The sequence below is a fragment of the Paracoccus limosus genome (genome assembly GCF_009711185.1).
Lineage (GTDB): Bacteria > Pseudomonadota > Alphaproteobacteria > Rhodobacterales > Rhodobacteraceae > Paracoccus > Paracoccus limosus.
The window spans coordinates 132170-147600 of record NZ_WMIF01000003.1 but is presented as its reverse complement, the minus strand read 5'-3'; the positions used below and the strand labels follow the sequence as shown (position 1 = coordinate 147600).

Sequence of the window (15431 nt, the reverse complement as noted above, 5' to 3'; positions counted from 1 at the left end):
AGCAAGATGAACAAGCCCATGAACCACCGCTATTGGGGCAAGAGCGTCGATTACCGCGATCTGCTGGCCCGGATCGCCGAGATCGGCCCGCAGCTTGAAGCCAATGCCCCGTCCGACGAGGCGGCGGGCGAGCTGACGCCCGAAACCTTTGCCCTGCTGAAGCCGCTGCGCTTTTCGCATCTGATGGCCACCGAGGAACTGGGCGGCGCGCAGATGCGCCCGACCGAGGTGCTGCAACTGCTGGAGGCTGTTACCTACCACTCGGGTTCGGCTGGCTGGGTGTCGATGGTGCATTGCTGCATCGGCGCCATGTCGGCGGCCTTCCTGCCCGACAGTGCCGTCGGGCGCCTGTTCGCGCCGGGCACCGAGAACCGTTTCTCGGGGCAGGGCGCGCCGCTGGGCATGCTGAAAAGGACCGAAGGCGGTTATACCCTGACCGGCAAATGGAGCTATGGCTCGGGCTTTTCGCATGCCACCTGGTCGCATTCGGCCTGTTTCGTCGATGATGGCAGCGGCAAGCCGGCCAAGGACGCGGCGGGCAATCCGATCATCATGTGCGCCCATGCGCCGATCCCCGAACACAAGCAGCTGGGCAACTGGGACGTGCTGGGGCTGAAGGGCACCGGCTCGATCGACTATTCGGCCGAGAATGTCTTTGTCGCCGAGGATATGGTGTTCCCGATCCTGACCGCGCCGCCGCAGCGCCTGAAAGAGCTGTTCAGCCTTGGCATCGTCGGTCTGGCCTCGATCGGGCATACCGGCTGGGCCATGGGCGCCGGGCGGCGGATGCTTGACGAGATCGCGGCCTTTGCCCGCTCGAAATCCGGCCGCGCCGGGCTTTTGGGCGAAAGCGAGAAGTTCTGGTATGACTATGGCCGTGCCGAGGCGAATTACCGCGCCGCCCGCGCCCTGGTCATGGAGACCTGGGGCGAAATCGAGGCCATGTGCGAGGCCGGCCAGATGATGACCACGCGCCAGATCAGCCTTGTGCATCTGGCCAAGGCGCAGATCCACGAGGTCGGCGTCGATGTCTGCAACTTTGCCTATCGCGCCTCGGGCGGGGCGGGGCTGCGCGCGGGCGTGATCCAGCGCACCTTCCGCGACATGATGGTGGCAGCGAACCATTTCACCATCGCGCCTTCGATCGTGACCTCGGCCGGGCGCGAGCTGGGCGGGCAATGGTCCGACCGCACCTGGCAGTTCTACGACCTGATCGACAAGAAATGACCCCCCGCGCGGGCCGGGACCGCCCCGGCCCGCGCGCAGCCGGAGACCGCGCATGATGACCGACCAATCCCTGTCGCTGGCCTTTCGCGAGGCCTTTCGCTGCCACCCCGCCGGCGTGGCGGTGATCACCGCCGATCCGGGCGGCCAGCCGGTGGCGATGACGGTATCCTCGCTGATCTCGGTCAGTGCCGCGCCGCCGACGGTGGCGTTTTCGCTGTCCTCGCGCTCGGGTTCGACGGCAGCGGTGCTGGAGGCGGGCTCGGCGGTGATCCATCTCTTGCGCTATTCCGATCTGGCGCTCGCGCAGCTGGGCGCGACGCCGGGGGCCGACCGGTTCGGTCCCGGCATCGCATGGCAGCGCCTGCCCACCGGCGAGCCGCGCTACAGCGGCGTTGCGACATGGTTTCGTGCCCGCATTCAAGGCGCACTGCCGGTCGAGGGCGCGACCGTGGTCGTGGCCGAATTGCTGGAGGGCGAGGCCGGGCAGGGCGCCGAGGCGCCCGAGTTGGAATCGCTGATCTATCTGGACCGGCGCTGGCACCGGCTGCGCGAGGCGGCCGATGGCCATGTCAGCCTGACGCTGATGGGCGAGGACAGCCGTGATGTCTTTCGTTGATGATCTGGCGCGGGCCGGCCGCTTCATAACCCGAAGCGATATTCCTGCCCGATCATCCGATCACTTTCTGGCGGCCCGGCCTTTAGGCTGAAGGCGGGGCATCGGTCTGCCGGGGAGGGCGGGCCAGCATGGGGGGAGCCATGGCGATTCTGTCGCTTCAGAACGTCTCGAAAAGCTTTGGTGCGTTGAAGGTGACCCAGGAGGTCAGCTTCGATCTGGCTCCGGGCGAGGCGCTGGGCATCATCGGTCCGAACGGGGCGGGAAAATCCACGCTGTTCAACCTGATCACCGGAAATCTGCGGCCTGATCAGGGCGCGATCCTGCTGGACGGGCGCGATGTCACCGGCGAAACGCCGATGCAGCGTTGCGCCAGCGGCATCGGGCGTTCGTTCCAGATCCCGCAGCCCTTTGACCATCTGTCGGTCTATGAAAACCTGCTGGTGGCGGCGCGCTTTGGCGGCCGGCTGACGGCGGCCGAGGCCCCGGCGCATTGCGCCGACATCCTGCGCCGCACCGGCCTTGCCGCGCTGGCCGACCGCAAGGCCGGAGGCTTGCCGCTTTTGAACCGCAAGCGGCTGGAGCTGGCCCGGGCCATGGCGACGCGGCCGCGGGTGATCCTGCTGGACGAGATCGCCGGCGGGCTGACCGAGGGCGAATGCGTCGAGCTGGTCGCCACCATCTGCGACATTCACGCCCAGGGCACGGCGATCATCTGGATCGAACATGTCCTGCATGCGCTGACCTCGGTGGTCAGCCGGCTGATGGTGCTGAACTTTGGCCGGATGCTGATGATCGGTGCCCCGGATGCGGTGATGGCCGCCCCCGAGGTGCGCGAGATCTATCTGGGGATCGAGGCATGAGCGCGCTTCTGGAAATCCGCGGACTGACCGCGCATTACGGCGATTTTCAGGCGCTGTTCGGCGTCGATCTGGCGCTGGAGCGCGGCGAGGTCATGGCGATCATCGGCGCGAACGGCGCCGGCAAGACCACGCTGATGCGCGCCATCACCGGCATCGCCCGCGTCTCGGGCGGGTCGGTGGCGCTGGCCGGGCGGCGGCTGGACCGGCTGGCCGCGCCCGACATCCTGCGCGCCGGCGTCTCGATGGTGCCCGAGGGGCGGCGGCTGTTTCCCAGCCTGACGGTCGAGGAAAACCTGCTGATCGGCGCCCATGCCCGGCGGGGCAGCGGCTTCTGGACCTTGGCGCGGCTTTACGATCTGTTCCCGATCCTGCGCGAGCGCCGCCAGCAGCCCGCCACCGCGCTGTCGGGCGGCCAGCAGCAGATGGTCGCCATCGGCCGGGCGCTGATGTCGAACCCCGATGTGCTGCTGTGCGACGAGCTGTCTCTGGGCCTTGCCCCGGTCGTGATCCGCGAGATCTACGCCGCCTTTCCGACCATCCGCGACAGCGGCACCGCCATCACTGTGGTCGAACAGGACATCGGGCAGGCGCTGAAGATCGCCGATCACGTCCATTGCATGATGGAGGGGCGCATCACCCTGTCGGGGCGGCCAGACACGCTGTCGCGCGACGCCATCCACAATGCCTATTTCGGAGTCCACGCATGATCTGGCTTGATACGCTGGTCCAGGGCCTGATGCTGGGCGGGCTTTACGCGCTGTTCGCGGCCGGGCTGTCGCTGGTCTTTGGCATCATGCGGCTGGTGAACCTTGCGCATGGCGACCTGATCGTTCTGGGCGCCTATCTGATCCTTGGCATCGGCACGGTGACCGGGCTCAATCCCTTTGTCGCGGCGCTGCTGGCGCTGCCGGTGATGTTCGCGCTGGGCTGGCTCTTGCAGGGCGCCTTGCTGAACCGGGTGCTGGGCGAGGATATCCTGCCGCCGCTGCTGGTCACCTTTGGCCTGTCGGTGGTGGTGCAGAACGCACTGCTGATCGGCTTTTCCGCCGACAGCCGCAAGCTGCCCGTCGGCCCGATCGATGCGCAATCGCTGCCGCTGGGTCCGGTGACGGTCGGGGTGATGCCGCTGCTGACGCTGGTTTCGGCGGTGCTGGTGATCGTGGTGCTGAACCAGATCTTTTACCGCACGGCGCTGGGCCGGGCGTTCCGGGCGACCTCGGACGATCCGGTGACGGCGCAGCTGATGGGCATCCGCCCGCGCAGCATCTTTGCCATGGCGACCGGTATCGCGCTGGTGGTGGCGACCATCGCCGCGCTTTATCTGGGCGCGCGGGCGAATTTCGATCCCTCGATCGGGCCGGCGCGGCTGCTTTATGCCTTCGAGGCGGTGATCATCGGCGGTCTTGGCAGCCTGTGGGGGACGCTGGCCGGCGGGCTGGTGATCGGCGTGGCCCAGGCCTTTGGCGCGGCGCTGAACCCCGAATGGCAGGTGCTGGTCGGGCATCTGGCCTTTGTCGCCGTGCTGCTTGTGCGTCCGCGTGGGCTGTTCCCGCGCGCCAATGACTGAGGCGAGATCATGGGAAAAACATTCACTCCGCTGATACTGCCGCTTTTGGTGCTGGGCATGGCGCTGGTGCCGGTGATCGGATCGCGCGCGCTGGTGCAGGACCTGTTCATGGTGCTGTGCCTCTTGGTGCTGGCGCTGAACTGGAACATGTTGGCGGGCTTTGCCGGGCTGGTCTCGGTCGGGCAGCAGGCCTTTGTCGGCATCGGCGCCTATGCGATGTTTGCCAGCGTCATCCTGTGGGGCATGGACCCGCTGGCGGGGCTGCTGGTCGGTGGACTGGTCGCCATGGCGCTGGCGGTGCCGGTGGCCTTTTTCACCTTTCGCCTGAACGGGGCCTATTTCGCCATCGGCACATGGGTCGTGGCCGATATTGCCAGGCTGGCCTTCAGCCAATGGAAGGCGCTGGGCGGCGGCACCGGCACCTCGCTGCCCAAGGGTGCCGCGCAAGAGATGCTGGGCGTGGCCACGGTGCGCGGGCTGATCGGCGGCTCGAAGGCCGCAGCGGTCGATGCGCTGACCTATTGGCTGGCGCTGGCGCTGGTGGTCGTGCTGCTGCTGGCCAGCTGGGCCTTTCTGCGCTCGCGCATGGGGCTGGGGCTGCAGGCGGTGCGCGACAATGCGCTGGCGGCGCGGGCGGTGGGGGTGGATCCGCTGCGGCTCAAGGCGCTGGTCTTTCTGCTGACCGCCTTTGGCACCGGCATCTGCGGCGGGCTTTTGTTCATCCAGATCGGCCGCATCTCGCCCGGCGCGGCCTTTTCGCTGCTGGACTGGACCGCCTTCGTGATTTTCATCGTGGTGATCGGCGGCATCGGCACCTTGCCCGGTCCGGTCATCGGCGTCTTGGTCTTTTACGGGCTTGAACGCCTGCTGGCCGATTACGGCACCGTCTATCTGATCGTGCTGGGCCTGATCGGCATTGCGATCATGCTGTTTGCCCGCCGGGGGCTGTGGGGCGGCTTTGTCCAGCGCACGGGGCTTGACCCGCTGCCGCTGTCACATGCCGCGCCCGCCGCCCCCGCACCAACCCGTTCCTGAGGAGGACCCGTCCATGAGCTATTTCAGCGAAGCCAATTCCACCGCCACCGTGAATGGCCGCATCGGGCCGGACACCGATCCGCGTCTGGCTACGGTCATGGCAAGTCTGGTCCGGCATCTGCATGATTTCATCAAGGATGTCGGCCTGACGCAGGAGGAATGGGACTATGCCATCGGCTTTCTGACCCGCACCGGCCAGATCTGTTCGGCCGAGCGTCAGGAATTCATCCTGCTGTCGGATGTGCTGGGCGTCTCGATGCTGGTCGATGCGATCAACAACCGCCGCCCCGAGGGCGCGACCGAGAACACCGTCTTTGGCCCCTTTCACGTCATGGACGCGCCGATCCGGCAGATGGGCGACAACATCACGCTGGACGGCAAGGGCGAAAGCTGCCTCTTCGAGGGGCGGGTGCTGGATCTGGACGGAAATCCCATCGAAGGCGTGACGGTCGATGTCTGGTCCGACAATGCCGAGGGCTATTACGACGTGCAGCAGCCCGGCATTCAGCCCAAGTGGAACAACCGCGGCCGCTTCATCACCGGGCCGGACGGGCGCTACAGTTTCCGCGGCATCAAGCCGGTGGCCTATCCGATCCCCGATGACGGCCCGGTGGGGCAGATGCTGGCGCAGCTGGGCCGCCACCCCTATCGGCCGGCGCATATGCATTATCTGGTGACCGCGCCGGGCTATCAGCGGCTGGTGACGCATACCTTCGTCGGCGGCGACGAATATCTGACCTCGGATGCGGTCTTTGGCGTCAAGGACACGCTGATCGCGCCCTATGAGCAGGTCGAGGGCGGCGAGACGCTGTGGCGCTCGCCCTATGATTTCGTTCTGGTCCCGGTCTGAGGTGCCCCGATGCCCAACCTGAAGCTTTATGTCGACGACAGCCGCTATGACGAGGCGCGGGCCGGGCTTTCGGCCCTGTTGCCGGACCTGCGGCAGGTCTTGTGCGAGCAGCTGGAAGTCACGCCCGACGCCTGCCAGCTGGCGGTGGTGCCGGTGCTGGCGCTGCCCGACCAGCCGGGGATCAATGCCGAGCTGCATATCATGCCGCGCCCCTCGCGCACGCGCGAACGGCTGGAGGGGGTCGGGGAAACCATGCGCGACATGCTGGCCGCGTGCAGCGGTCTCAGCGTGGCGGTCAGGATCGCGCAGCTGGATTCGGCGACCTATGTGGCGCTGAAATGACCGGCGCCGTGGCAGGGGGTGTCGCAATCGGGCACGCGGGGGCAGGCGCAACCGGGACCGGCCACGGCTTCAGCCGCGTCGCCGGGTGATCTGCTGTTCATGGTCCATTCTGGCCTGAAGCCGCTGGCATTCGCCCAGCAGAAAGCCGGTCAGCTGCCGCACTGCCGGCGGCAATTGCCGGTCCAGCACGCGCAGGATGCCCAGCTGGCGCGCGGCATGGTCGATCTTCAGCGGCAGGGCCGCCAGCGGGATGGTGCGCCGCGACAGGAACACCACCGAATAGGGCAGCACCGTCAGCGCATCCGATCCCGCCAGCACCGACTGGATCGAGGCCAGCGTCCCGCCCGAGAAATTCACCCGGAAATCATCCTGACCGATGGATTTCAGTGCCCGCTGCAGGTCGCGGTAAAGCGGGCTGTTGGTCGGCGGCGCGATCCACGCATAGGGCGCGATATGATTCAGCGTGATGCCCTTGGTTCGGGTCAGCGGATGGCCGGCGCGGCAGGCGATGACATTATTGCCGGCCAGCAGCGGGGTGAATTCCAGATCCTCGGGCACCTGTCCGGGATGCAGCGGCAGGATCGCCGCATCCAGCCCGCCGTTGCGCAGCCCGGCTTCCAGCTGGTCGAGATAGCCATAGGACTGGTCGATCTGCACATCGGCATGGCGCGACTGGAATTCGGCGATCATCGAGGCGACGACGCCATCCATGAAGATCGGCGAGCCGCCGACCCGCAACCGCCCCGCCAGCCCCTGACGATAGCGTTGCACCAGCAGGCTGGCCTCTTGGCTGGCGTGGCGGATGCGGCTGCCCAGCCGCGCAAGACTGGCGCCCAGCTCGGTCGGGCGCAGCGGGCGGCGGCCCGGCTCGAACAGCGGCAGGCCGATGCGCGCCTCAAGCAAGGCCATCGAGCGCGAGACCGAGGGCTGCGACTTGCCCATGGCCTCGGCGCCCTCGGTCAGCCCGCCGTGTTCGACGATGGCTGCCAGAATCTCAAGGTGCTCGCTGTCGAGTTTCATACCGAAAGGCTATATTACAGCGCGCGCTTCCGATCAATATTTCTGTTGGATGGCGATAAAGTCAGTTCCAGGCAAGGAGGGGAAGACCATGTCTTTTTACCGCGATGAGTTCACGGCGCGCAGTGCCGCGGTCCGCGTGCGTTTCGGCGCCGGCATCCGCAAGGCGGTCGCCGAAGAGATCGAGGCGCTTGGCGCCCGTCGCGCGCTGATCCTGACCACGCCGCAGCAGGCCGCGATGGCCGATGAATTCGCAGCGATCTGCGGCGATCTGGCCGTGGGCCGCTTTACCGGCGCGGCGATGCACACGCCGGTCGATATTTCGGAGCAGGCGACGGCGCGGGCGCGCGAGCTGGGCGCGGATGTGCTGGTCGCGGTCGGCGGCGGCTCGACCACCGGGCTGGGCAAGGCCATCGCGCTGCGCACCGACCTGCCGCAGATCGTGGTGCCGACGACCTATGCCGGCTCGGAGGCGACGGGGATTCTGGGCCAGACCGAGAATGGCGTAAAGACCACGCTGACCAGCCCGGCCGTCCAGCCCGAGGTGATCCTTTACGATGCCGAGCTGGTCGCCAGCCTGCCGGTGGGTATGACCGTGACTTCGGCCCTTAACGCCATGGCCCATGCGGCCGAGGGGCTTTATGCGCGCGACCGCTCGCCGCTGTCGTCGCTGATGGCGGTCGAGGGGCTGCGCGCCTTTCGTGACAGCTTGCCCGGCGTGATGGCCGAACCCGGCGACGTGTCGGCGCGCGGCCAGACGCTTTATGGCGCGTGGCTGTGCGGCACGGTTCTGGGGCAGGTCGGCATGGCGCTGCACCACAAGCTTTGCCACACGCTGGGCGGCAGTTTCGATCTGCCCCATGCCGAAACCCATGCCGTGATCCTGCCTCATGCCATCGCCTATAACGCGGCGGCGGTGCCCGATCTGCTGGCTCCGGTCAGCGAATTGTTCGGCGGCGGCGATCCGGGGCTGGGCCTGTGGCATTTCGCCCGCGATGCCGGCGCGCCGCTGGCGCTGCGCGATCTGGGCCTGAAAGAAAGCGATCTGGACCGTGCCGCCGATCTGGCCTCGGCCAACCCCTATTGGAACCCGCGCCCGGTCACGCGCGACGGCATCCGCAGCCTGTTGCAGGCCGCATGGGCCGGAGAGGCGCCTGCCGCCTGACCTTGTCTCCTCGGCGCGGACGGGGAGGTCCGCGCCGAGCACCATTCTGGGAGGAACCTGCATGACTGACATCACCACCGACGTGCTGATCATCGGCACCGGCCCCGCCGGTTCGGCCACGGCGGCGCTGCTGTCCAGCTATGGCATCGCCAATATGGCGGTGAACCGCTATCGCTGGCTGGCCAATACCCCGCGCGCCCATATCACCAACCAGCGCACCATGGAGGTGCTGCGCGATCTGGGTCGCGAGGTCGAGGACGAGGCCTATATGTTCGCCGCGCATCAGGACCTGATGGGCGAGAACGTGTTCTGCGAAAGCCTTGCCGGCGAGGAAATCGGCCGGATGAAGGCCTGGGGCAACCATCCGCTGTCCAAGGCCGAGCATCTGATGTCCTCGCCCACGCTGATGAACGACCTGCCGCAGACCTTCATGGAGCCGCTGCTGTTCAAGACCGCCTGCCAGCGCGGCACGCAGGCGCGGATGAGCACCGAATACCTCAGCCATGTGCAGGACGCCGAGGGCGTGACCACCACCTGCCGCGACCGGCTGTCGGGCAAGGAAATCACCATCCGCTCGAAATACCTGATCGGCGCCGATGGCGGCAAGTCGCTGGTCGCCGAACATGCCGGCCTGCCCTTCGAGGGCAAGATGGGCGTCGGCGGCTCGATGAACATCTATTTCCGCGCCGATCTGTCGCGCTATGTCGCGCACCGGCCTTCGGTGCTTTACTGGGTGATGCAGCCCGGCGCCGATGTCGGCGGCATCGGCATGGGTCTGGTGCGCATGGTGCGGCCGTGGAACGAATGGCTGATCGTCTGGGGCTATGACATCAACCAGCCCGCGCCCGACGTCACGCCCGAATTCGCCACCAGCGTTGCCCGCCAGCTGGTCGGCGACCCCGATCTGGAAATCGAGCTGATCTCGGCCAACACCTGGACCGTGAATAATTTCTACGCCACCAAGACGGCGCAGGGCCGGGTGTTCTGCATGGGCGATGCGATCCACCGCCATCCGCCGTCGAACGGGCTGGGCTCGAACACCTCGATCCAGGATGCGTTCAACCTTGCGTGGAAACTGGCCATGGTGCTGAAGGGGCAGGCGGGCGAGCGGCTGCTGGACAGCTATGACGCCGAGCGCGCCCCGGTCGCCAAGCAGATCGTCACCCGCGCCAACCAGTCGATTGCCGAGACCGGCCCGATCTTTGCCGCATTGGGCATGACCGAGGGCGTGAGCCCCGAGCAGATGCAGACGAACCTGCAGGCCCGCACCCAGGGCACCCCCGAGGCCGAGGCGCAGCGCGATGCGATCCGCAAGGCCATCGCCTTCAAGAAATACGAATTCGATGCCCATGGGGTCGAGATGAACCAGCGTTACCGCTCGGATGCGGTGGTGACGGATGGCCAGATCGAGCCCGCATTCGAGCTGGACGCCGATCTGCATTACCAGCCCACCACCTGGCCCGGTGCGCGCCTGCCGCATGCATGGCTTTACCGCCATGACAACGGGGCCGAGGTCTCGACCCTTGATCTGTGCGGGCACGGGCGCTTTACCTTGCTGACCGGACTTGGCGGCGAGGATTGGGCGCAGGCGGCCGAGGCGCTGGCGGCCGAGCTGGGCATCGAGATCGCCACCCATGTCATCGGTCCGCGCCAGACCTATGTCGATCACAGCGGCGAATGGGCCCGACTTTCCGAAATCCGCGACGATGGCTGCCTGTTGGTGCGTCCCGACCACCATATTGCCTGGCGTGCCACCACCAAGAGCGCCGCTCCGCAGGTCGAACTGGCGCGGGTGCTGAAGGCGGTCCTTGCGCGGTGAGCGCCGTCTGACGGGCTGGTCGCCCTGATCGCCCAAGGCCCTGCGCTGCCTTGCGAGTGACCCGGGCGGCGGGTGGCCCCCGCCAGCCGGCAACCGGCCCCCGGGGTTCCTCCCCCCTCGGGGGCCGCAGTTTGTCAGGAGGGGCGGGCCATGTCGCCCGGCCCTTACGATGCGGTGTTGGCTTACGCGCGTCGGCATCACCGGGGCGGGGTCTATCCGGCCTCGGCGCGGTCGTCCGGTGCTACCGGACCGACGGCGGGGGCCGGTTCTGCCAGCCGGTCCAGCACGGCCTCGACATCGTCCAGAAAGCCGCCCCATGCTCCGCTTTCGTCGATGCCATTGATTCGCATCAGGAACAGGCCCTCGACGGCCAGAAAGGCCACCCGTGCCGCCTGCGCCGCGCCCGAGTTGCCCGACAGCCGGGCAAAGATGCCGCGATACCATTCGCGGATCTCGTGCAGGTTGGCCGGATCCTCAAGATAGCCGATCATCAGCCCCGCCATCTTGGCGTTCAGCGCCGGTTGCGAGGCGCGGGTTGCGGCGATGTAGCGCCGGGCAAAGCCGACCGGATCGGCGGCGTCCTGCGGTTCCAGCACGGCGTCGAACTGGGTGGTCCAGCGCGCGATCAGCGCCTGCACCAGCGCCTCGCGCGAGGCAAAGGAATATTGCACCCCGCCCTTGGAGATCCCCGCCGCCTGCGCCAGCGCGCCGATGGTCAGCGCCGCAGCGCCGCCCTGACGCACGATGTCCTCGGCCACATCCAAGAGCCGGTCGCGGCTGATCGTCGGTTTCCTGCCCATCCGCGCCCCTGTCTGCCCAATGGATCGTTGAAATCCATACGTATGTATTTATATCGGCAGACACAACAGATTCTCAGGTGGACCGTGCCGACGCGACAACCCGATCCGAAACGCTGGCTGGTGCTGGTGGCGGTCATGCTGGCCTTTACGCCGGTGGTGCTGGACATGACCATCCTGCATGTGGCGGTGCCCCGGCTGACGCAGGCGCTGGCCGCCACGAGCAACGAGGTGCTGTGGATCATCGACATCTATCCGCTGCTGATGGCGGGGCTGCTGGTGCCAATGGGCACGCTGGCCGACCGGGTCGGCAACCGCTGGATCCTGCTGGCGGGGCTGTCGATCTTTGGCATCGCCTCGACGTTGGCGGCCTTTGCGCCGAACGCGTCCCTGCTGATCGCGGCGCGGATGCTGCTGGCGCTGGGCGGCTCGATGATCCTGCCCTGCGTGCTGGGGATCATCCGCCGCACCTTCGAGGACGACCGCGAACGCGGTATGGCTTTGGGCCTGTGGGGCACGGTCGGCGCGACGGGGGCGGCCATCGGCCCACTGATCGGCGGCGCGCTGCTTGAGCGGTTCTGGTGGGGCTCGGTGTTTCTCATCAACCTGCCGGTGATGCTGGTGGTGATCCCGGCCTGCTGGCTGCTTTTACCCCGGCGCGAGGCGGTCACGCCGGGCGGCTGGGCCTTTGGTCAGGCGCTGCTGCTGATCCTTGGCATGATCGCGATCGTCTATGCGATCAAGGCGGGATTCGGCGCCCGGCAACCGCTGGCGGTGGTGGCGCTGGTTCTCGTTCTGGGGCTGGCATTGCTGGCGCTGTTTGCCCGCAAGCAGCTTGCCGGGGCCGAGCCGATGCTGGACCTGACGCTGTTTTCGCACCCGGCCATCGTCGCGGGCATGATCATGGCGGTGGTGGTCACCGGCGCGCTGGCCGGGGTCGAGCTGACGCTGGCGCAAGAGCTGCAATATGTGCTGGGCAAGTCGCCCCTGCAGGCCGGGATCTTCATGGTGCCGATCATGGCCGCTGCCGCCTTGGGCGGGCCGGTTGCCGGCTGGCTGTCGGGGCGGTTCGGCCTGCGGCTGGTGGCCAGCCTGTCGCTGGCGGCGGCGGCCATGGCGCTGGCCGGGCTGGCGCGGCGCGATTTCCACGAGGCGGGGCTGCTGGTCGCGGCGCTGCTGGCGGTGCTGGGGCTGGCGCTCAGCATCGGGCTGACCGCCTCTTCGATCGCGATCATGGGCTCGGTCGAGGCCAGCAAGGGCGGCGCGGCCGGGTCGCTGGAGGCGACCGGCTATGAGCTGGGCACCGGACTGGGCATCACCCTGTTCGGTGTGTTCATGTCGGGGGTCTTTGGCCGGCATTTTACCGCGCCGCAGGGTCTGGCGCCGGATCTGGCGGCGCAGGCCGCACGCTCGATCGGTGACAGCTATCTGGTGGCGCAGCAACTGCCGGACGGTCCGGGCGCGGCGGTGATCGCGGCGGCCAGAGCCGCCTTCAGCGCCACGCATTCGGTGCTGCTGGCCACCGCCGCCGCACTGATCGGTGCGCTGGCGGTGGGGGTCTTTGTGGCGCTGGCCCATTACCGCGACGCGGGCGGGACCGGGCATTAGGCCCCGACCCGCCTGCGCCCGGCGTCAGGGCCGGGGCAGGATGTGGTGATGCGGCACCGGGGCCGGTGCCTCGCCCGCCAGCTTTTCGACCGACACCAGCGCCAGCTGGCCGGTGCAGCCCTGACTTAGCCCCGAGGCGGGCCGGTCCGAGGTGACCGCATTGGGATTGCCGTTGACGCAGACCCAGCCCAACCCGGGCAGATCGACCGGCGCATGCCAGGCCCCGGTCGGCAGCTGCACCACGCCGGGGCGGATCGCGGGCGACAGCGCCGCCGCCGCCAGCAGCGCGCCGCGCCCGTTCCAGATGCGGATGACATCGCCGGATGCGATGCCCAGACGGACGGCATCGTCTGAGTTCAGCCGCGCCACCTCGCGCCCGTCCTGTTTCGCGGCCATGCTGGTCGCGCCGAAATCCAGCTGGCTGTGCAGGCGCGTCGCCGGCTGGTTGGCGATCAGCTGGAACGGGTGTTGCGCCGCCCCGGCTGCGCCCAGCCATTCCTGCCCCGGCAGCCATGCCGGATGTCCGGGCAGGCCGGCGGCGGCAGCGGTATTGGACCAGATCTCGATCCTCCCCGAGGGCGTGGCCAGCGGATGCGCCTGCGGGTCGCGGTGAAAGCGGCGCAAGAGCCCCTCGGCCTCGCGCAGCGGCAGGGGCAGCACCATGCCCTGACGGAATGCCTCGTAATCGGGGGTGGGGATGCCGCGCCGCGCCAGCGTGGCCTGCGCATGGCCATAGAGCCTGTGCAACCAGCCGGCGGCGTCCAGCCCCTCGGTAAAGGCGGCCTCGCAGCCGATGCGCTGCGCCAGTGCCGACAGGATCGCGTAATCGTCGCGCGCCTCTCCCCTTGGCGCGGCCAGCGGCTGCATGGCGATCAGGAAGGGGTCGTTGCCCGAAGCGCCGATATCCTCGCGCTCGGCGCTGATCGTGGCGGGAAAGATGATATCGGCATGGGCGGCGCTGGCGGTGCCGACGCTGTCATGCACGATCACCGTCTCGGGGCGGGCAAAGGCCTTTGCCAGCCGCGTCAGGTCCTGATGATGGTGGAACGGATTGCCGCCGGCCCAATAGACCAGCCGGATATCGGCATAGTGATGCGTCTGGCCGCGATAGGTGAAAGGCGCGCCGGGGTTCAGCAGCAGGTCCGAGATACGGGCGACCGGGATGAAATCCGGCACGCGGTTCTGGCCCTGCGGCAGCGTCGGCAGCGGCAGGTCCATCGGCGCCTTGCCGATATTGCCGATCGAGCCCAGCCCATAGCAGAACCCCGCGCCGGGCAATTGGCCCCGGCCCAGCATCGCCGCCAGCGTCAGCGCCATCCACACCGGCTGTTCGCCATGCTCGGCGCGTTGCAGCGAATAGGTGACATTGATCATCGTGCGGACGCGGGAGGCGCGTTCGGCCAGCGCCACGATGCGCGCGGCCGGCACATCGCAGATCGCCGCCGCCCAGTCCGGCGTCTTGGCCACCCCGTCCGAGGCGCCGGTCAGATAGGCCAGAAAGCGGTCATAGCCGCTGGTATAGCGTTGCAGATAGGCGCGGTCGGCCAGCCCCTTGTCCTGCAGATGCCATGCCATGCCCAGCATCAGCGCGGTGTCGCTGCCCGGACGCGGCGCCAGCCAGTCGCCATTGGGCAGCGCCGCCATGTCATCGCCCAGCGGGCTGACCGAGACGAAACCGCAGCCGCGCGCCGCCGCCCGATCCAGCGCCTGTGCGACCGAATGCTGGGAGTTGCCGCCGCCGCTGACGGCGGTATTGCGCAGCGGCAACCCGCCAAAGCTGATCAGCAGCTCGGTATCCTCGGCCAGTTCTTGCAGATAGGGGTGATCGCGCGTCATCCGGAACGCCTCGCCCCAGACCAGCGACAGGATCACCGAGCCCGCCGCCGTGGAATAGGTGTCCACGCTGGAGACATAGCCGCCAAAGGCGCAGTTCAGAAAGCGGTGCAGCTGGCTTTGCGCATGGTGGAACCGCCCGGCCGAAGCCCAGCCATAAGAGCCGCCAAAGACCCGTGTGCCGGGCAGCGGCCCTGCCAGCGGCTGCTCGGGCCCGGCGCCCAGCCGGCGCAGCTCGCGTCCGGCCAGATCCAGCGCGCTGTCCCAATCCATCTCGACATAGCTGTCGTGGCCGCGCCGGGGATCGGGGCCGGGGCCGTCCTGCAACCAGCCCTTGCGCACCAGGGGCCGGCCTAGCCGCGCGGGATGGTCCAGCGATGCCGGGATATTGCCCAAGAGGGGCGAGGGCGCCGGATCCTGATCAAAGGGCCGGATCTCCAGCCCGCCGCGAGGCTGCGGACGCGCCTGAAAGGCGCCCCAATGGCTGCTGTGCTGGCGAAATGCGGGGCTGTTCACGGGGCCTGTCCTTTGCGCGGGCCACCCGGCGCGGCGCGGCGGGCGACGGGCGGGCAAGGCCGGGATGCGATCATCCGCGCATGTTTCCCGCCTTGGCCCGCCGACGTCAACCGGCCCTTCGGGCGGTAGGACATCGGCAGTTGCAAGGCACCGGGGGCTGGGGTATTGGAGATGTAATA

14 protein-coding genes are annotated in these 15431 nt (G+C 68.0%); 11 read left to right on the top strand and 3 right to left on the bottom strand.

Going from position 1 to position 15431, the window contains the following annotated elements; translation table 11 throughout:
- Positions 1 to 6: 6 nt before the first annotated feature.
- The 8 genes from GL279_RS03630 to GL279_RS03595 all read left to right on the top strand — a co-directional run bounded on the left by GL279_RS03630 (position 7) and on the right by GL279_RS03595 (position 6497).
- Positions 7 to 1227, top strand: coding sequence for an acyl-CoA dehydrogenase family protein (locus GL279_RS03630; protein WP_155063242.1), 1221 nt, complete (start codon positions 7 to 9; stop codon positions 1225 to 1227).
- A gap of 52 nt (positions 1228 to 1279) precedes the next feature.
- The gene (locus GL279_RS03625) at positions 1280 to 1843 is read left to right on the top strand and encodes a flavin reductase family protein (RefSeq protein ID WP_155063241.1); all 564 of its coding nucleotides are present in this window, start codon (positions 1280 to 1282) and stop codon (positions 1841 to 1843) included.
- A gap of 140 nt (positions 1844 to 1983) precedes the next feature.
- Positions 1984 to 2703, top strand: coding sequence for an ABC transporter ATP-binding protein (locus tag GL279_RS03620; RefSeq protein WP_155063240.1), 720 nt, complete (start codon positions 1984 to 1986; stop codon positions 2701 to 2703).
- Entirely contained in the window at positions 2700 to 3410 is a 711-nt protein-coding gene (locus GL279_RS03615) for an ABC transporter ATP-binding protein (RefSeq protein ID WP_155063239.1), read from the top strand. Before GL279_RS03620 ends, GL279_RS03615 begins: the two co-directional genes overlap by 4 nt.
- On the top strand, positions 3407 to 4270 hold the full coding sequence (locus GL279_RS03610) for a branched-chain amino acid ABC transporter permease (RefSeq protein ID WP_155063238.1): 864 nt from the start codon (positions 3407 to 3409) through the stop codon (positions 4268 to 4270). Before GL279_RS03615 ends, GL279_RS03610 begins: the two co-directional genes overlap by 4 nt.
- 9 nt (positions 4271 to 4279) lie before the next feature.
- Positions 4280 to 5305 (top strand): branched-chain amino acid ABC transporter permease, encoded by a 1026-nt coding sequence (locus GL279_RS03605; RefSeq protein WP_155063237.1) that lies wholly within the window; start codon positions 4280 to 4282, stop codon positions 5303 to 5305.
- A 13-nt stretch (positions 5306 to 5318) separates the two neighbouring features.
- Positions 5319 to 6155, top strand: a complete 837-nt coding sequence (locus tag GL279_RS03600) for an intradiol ring-cleavage dioxygenase (protein WP_155063236.1) — start codon at positions 5319 to 5321, stop codon at positions 6153 to 6155.
- Positions 6156 to 6164: 9 nt separating this feature from the next.
- Positions 6165 to 6497 (top strand): hypothetical protein, encoded by a 333-nt coding sequence (locus GL279_RS03595; RefSeq protein WP_155063235.1) that lies wholly within the window; start codon positions 6165 to 6167, stop codon positions 6495 to 6497.
- 69 nt (positions 6498 to 6566) lie between these two features.
- On the opposite strand, the gene GL279_RS03590 is transcribed toward GL279_RS03595, so the two are convergent.
- Positions 6567 to 7517 carry a LysR family transcriptional regulator gene (locus GL279_RS03590; protein ID WP_155063234.1) on the bottom strand — a complete coding sequence of 317 codons (951 nt, stop codon included), beginning with the start codon at positions 7515 to 7517 and terminating at the stop codon, positions 6567 to 6569.
- An 88-nt stretch (positions 7518 to 7605) separates the two neighbouring features.
- Here GL279_RS03590 and GL279_RS03585 point away from each other — a divergent pair, with 88 nt between their 5' ends.
- Together GL279_RS03585 and GL279_RS03580 are read left to right on the top strand one after the other, a co-directional pair.
- Positions 7606 to 8679, top strand: coding sequence for a maleylacetate reductase (locus GL279_RS03585; RefSeq protein ID WP_155063233.1), 1074 nt, complete (start codon positions 7606 to 7608; stop codon positions 8677 to 8679).
- 61 nt (positions 8680 to 8740) lie between these two features.
- Positions 8741 to 10498 (top strand): FAD-dependent oxidoreductase, encoded by a 1758-nt coding sequence (locus GL279_RS03580; RefSeq protein ID WP_155063232.1) that lies wholly within the window; start codon positions 8741 to 8743, stop codon positions 10496 to 10498.
- A gap of 212 nt (positions 10499 to 10710) precedes the next feature.
- Here GL279_RS03580 and GL279_RS03575 read toward each other — a convergent pair whose 3' ends face one another.
- Positions 10711 to 11298, bottom strand: a complete 588-nt coding sequence (locus GL279_RS03575; protein ID WP_155063231.1) for a TetR/AcrR family transcriptional regulator — start codon at positions 11296 to 11298, stop codon at positions 10711 to 10713.
- An 84-nt stretch (positions 11299 to 11382) separates the two neighbouring features.
- Between GL279_RS03575 and GL279_RS03570 the strand changes: the two genes are divergently transcribed.
- Positions 11383 to 12903, top strand: coding sequence for an MFS transporter (locus GL279_RS03570; protein ID WP_343039697.1), 1521 nt, complete (start codon positions 11383 to 11385; stop codon positions 12901 to 12903).
- Positions 12904 to 12927: 24 nt separating this feature from the next.
- Here the strand turns inward: GL279_RS03570 and GL279_RS03565 are convergent, their stop codons facing one another.
- Positions 12928 to 15252, bottom strand: coding sequence for a molybdopterin-dependent oxidoreductase (locus GL279_RS03565; RefSeq protein WP_211371245.1), 2325 nt, complete (start codon positions 15250 to 15252; stop codon positions 12928 to 12930).
- Positions 15253 to 15431: the final 179 nt, after the last annotated feature.